The organism is uncultured Helcococcus sp. (assembly GCF_946998255.1).
Taxonomy (GTDB): Bacteria; Bacillota; Clostridia; order Tissierellales; family Peptoniphilaceae; genus Helcococcus.
The window spans coordinates 1-3,243 of sequence record NZ_CAMPYN010000087.1; the positions used below are offsets into that span (position 1 = coordinate 1).

Consider the following 3,243-nt stretch of genomic DNA (forward strand, 5'->3'; position numbering starts at 1 on the left):
TAACCGCGTTCGCAGGCGTTTCCCTGCGAGATGGAGGAAACATGAAAAAAATATCATTAAAACGTTGGCTTTTAATTTTAGGAGTTGCGCTCATATCTATAAATGCAGTAAGGCTAAGTGGAAATCCAAAAGTTTTTCCGGGATTTTATATAGGTCTAGTTATAGCTTATTTAGGGATAGTCCTAATAGGGCTTATTTCAGATAAGACAGTAGGTGCAATAGCGGGTGGATTTATAACATTTTCAGGTCTCATGGCTAAGAAGTATGTTCCCGTTATTCCTAAATTAAAGAAAGCGCAAATGAATGCATTTTTAAAAGAATTAAATGCATTTACACAATTTTTAATTGATAGAATATATATATTTATTCTTATAGGTATTATAATCGGATTTTTAGCCGGACTTTTGGCTAAATATATTAGAAAAGATGATAGAAAACTATTCACTACCGTGTCAATAGCACATATGTCAATATTTGTAGCCTTATCTGTAATTATAAATACTTTGAGGATAGGTTCAGTATCCTTTGGAGGATTCCCGATAATATTTTCTGGATACCTCTTGGGACCACTACCTGGTTTTATAGTTGGAGGAGTAGCAGACTTGTTAGGATTTTTAATAAGACCTTCTTCATTCCCATTTAACCCTTTGTTTACCTTGACATCAGCCTTGACAGGTGCCATACCTATAATTGTAACTAAGGCATTAGGAGAAAAATATCCTGATTTTTCACTAGTTAAGGTTTTAATAGGAATATTTATTGGACAGATGTTAACTTCAGTAATATTGGTACCAATATTTTCATTTTGGCTCTACGGTGCAAATACACTTCCATTTTTGATGGGAAAAGCCTTTGCTAAACAAATAGTATCGATTCCAATATATGCAGTTTTACTTACAATATTAAATGAAAGACTATCAAAAGTTATAGATTTTAGAAAAATATATAATTAATAAATAAAAATCCAAATTAGTGAAAGCTAATTTGGATTTTTCTTGTTTTACATCATGATCTTAAATTCATCACCAATATTAAAAAATATAAAAGATAACTGTTATATCAAGCCATTTATGATATAATTTATAGATATGGAGGAGACTATGAAAGAAAGACTTGAAGAAATAAAAGTAAAAGCTCTTGAAGCTATTCAAGAAGCAGACAATGATAAATATTTAGAAGAATTAAGGGTTAAAATTTTAGGTAAAAAAGGAGAACTAACTGCTATACTTAAGGGCATGAAAGACCTTTCAAAAGAAGAAAGACCTGTAGTAGGTATGATTGCCAATGAAGTTAGAGAGATAATTCAAAATTCTATAGATAGTAAAAAAGATGATTTCAAATGGGAAGAATTGAAAAATAGACTTATAGAAGAGAGATTAGATGTTACAGCATCTAAAGACTTGGTTCATATTGGACATAGGCATCCATTAAATCAAACTATGAATGAATTGGAAGATCTATTTAGACATATGGGATTTTCTATAGTTGATGGACCAGAAATTGAAACTGTTTTAAATAACTTTGATAAGCTAAATTCGCCTAAAAACCACCCATCAAGAGATATGTCCGATACTTTTTATTTTGATGAAAGTACACTTTTAAGAACTCATACCTCACCAGTTCAAGTAAGGGTGATGGAAAATCAAAAACCACCAATTAGGATGGTATCAGCTGGTCGTACTTTTAGATTTGATGAGGTAGATGCAACCCATTCTCCGATGTTCCACCAAATTGAGGGACTTGTTATTGGAGAAAATGTTTCTATGGCAAATTTAATTGATACTATAAATGCCTTTATTAAAAATCTATTTGGTGAAGAATTCTCAACCAGATACAGACCTCATTATTTCCCATTTACAGAGCCTTCAATAGAAGTCGATGTTTCATGCTTTGCATGTAAAGGCAAGGGATGTGATGTTTGCAACCATACAGGTTGGTCAATGGAACTTTTAGGAGGAGGCATGGTGCATCCTCAAGTTTTAGAAAATTGTGGTATTGATTCAGAAAAATATACTGGATTCGCCTTTGGGATGGGTGTAGACCGTATCACCATGGTTAAATATGGTCTAGATGATATTAGATTAATTTATGATAATGACAAGAGATTCTTGCAACAATTTTAGGAGGAAGCATGTTAGTACCAGTTAAATGGCTAAAAGATTATGTAAAAATTGATAATACAACAAGAGAGATAGCCGAAAAAGTTACAAATTCTGGTTCCCATGTGGAATCAATCGCAAGCTATGATCAAATGTCAGGCTTAGTTGTAGCTAAAATTTTAGATATTAGAAAACACGAAAATTCCAAAAATTTACAATTAGTAGACTTAGACAATGGCCAAAGTAAAGAAACAGTTATTACTGGCGCAAAAAATATGAAGGTTGGAGATTTTGTAGTCCTAGCACAATTGGGAGCAAAATTACCAGGTGGAATAGAAATTAAAGAAGCAGAATTCCAAGGTTTTGTATCTAAGGGGATGTTATGCTCATATGAGGAATTGGGAGTATCTGAAAATACAGTTCCGAAAAAATCTGAAGAAGGAATTATCATCCTACCAAGCAGTGTAAAAGCAGGAGATGATGCTATAAAAGCCCTTGATCTTGATGATCAAATTATAGAATTTGAAATTACACCAAATAGACCAGATTGCTTGTCTATAATTGGTATGGCTAGGGAAGTGGCTGCTGTATTTGATACAAAAATCCAAGAACCAAATCTTGAATTAGAAAATCTTACAGATAGCTATGAAGAATACTTCAAAGGTGTTGAAGTAAAAACAGATAAGTCTATGAGGTTTATGACAGCTGTAGTTAAGGATGTAGAAATTAAGGAATCTCCTCTATACATTCAAAACTACCTAAGAAATGCTGGCATGAGACCAATAAACAACATAGTAGACTTTACAAACTTTATCATGCTTGAATATGGCCAACCACTTCATGCCTATGACCTTGACCTTATTAAAGGTAAAAAATTAATAGTAAGGCAAGGAAATGAAGGTGAAAGTTTGAAGACCTTGGACGAAAAAGAAAGAACCATAAAAGCTGAAGATATAGTTATAGCAGATGGAAATTCTAAGGCTATAGGGCTAGCAGGTGTTATGGGTGGTTTTGAAACTGAGGTTACAGAAAACACTAAAAATATATTGATCGAGTCAGCAAATTTTGATTCAGAGGCAATAAGAAAAACATCAAAAAGATTGGGACTTCGTTCAGAAGCTTCATCAAGATATGAAAAAGGAAT

General features: G+C 32.7%; 3 protein-coding genes. All 3 read left to right on the forward strand.

Features of this window, described 5'->3' with window-relative positions:
• The first annotated feature begins 41 nt into the window (after positions 1–41).
• On the forward strand, positions 42–953 hold the full coding sequence (locus Q0U66_RS05695; protein ID WP_297378554.1) for a folate family ECF transporter S component: 912 nt from the start codon (positions 42–44) through the stop codon (positions 951–953).
• Between the two features lie 147 nt (positions 954–1,100).
• Positions 1,101–2,123: a phenylalanine--tRNA ligase subunit alpha gene (gene pheS, locus Q0U66_RS05700; RefSeq protein WP_297378557.1), complete on the forward strand. Its 1,023-nt coding sequence runs from the start codon at positions 1,101–1,103 to the stop codon at positions 2,121–2,123.
• Between the two features lie 8 nt (positions 2,124–2,131).
• A partial coding sequence (pheT, locus tag Q0U66_RS05705; RefSeq protein ID WP_297378560.1) for a phenylalanine--tRNA ligase subunit beta occupies positions 2,132–3,243 on the forward strand: 1,112 nt, incomplete at its 3' end.

Bases quoted from the DNA above. Each gene is read 5' to 3' on its own strand.
- Q0U66_RS05695 (WP_297378554.1), top strand. From the start codon at position 42: ATGAAAAAAATATCATTAAAACGTTGGCTTTTAATTTTAGGAGTTGCG.
- pheS (WP_297378557.1), top strand. From the start codon at position 1,101: ATGAAAGAAAGACTTGAAGAAATAAAAGTAAAAGCTCTTGAAGCTATT.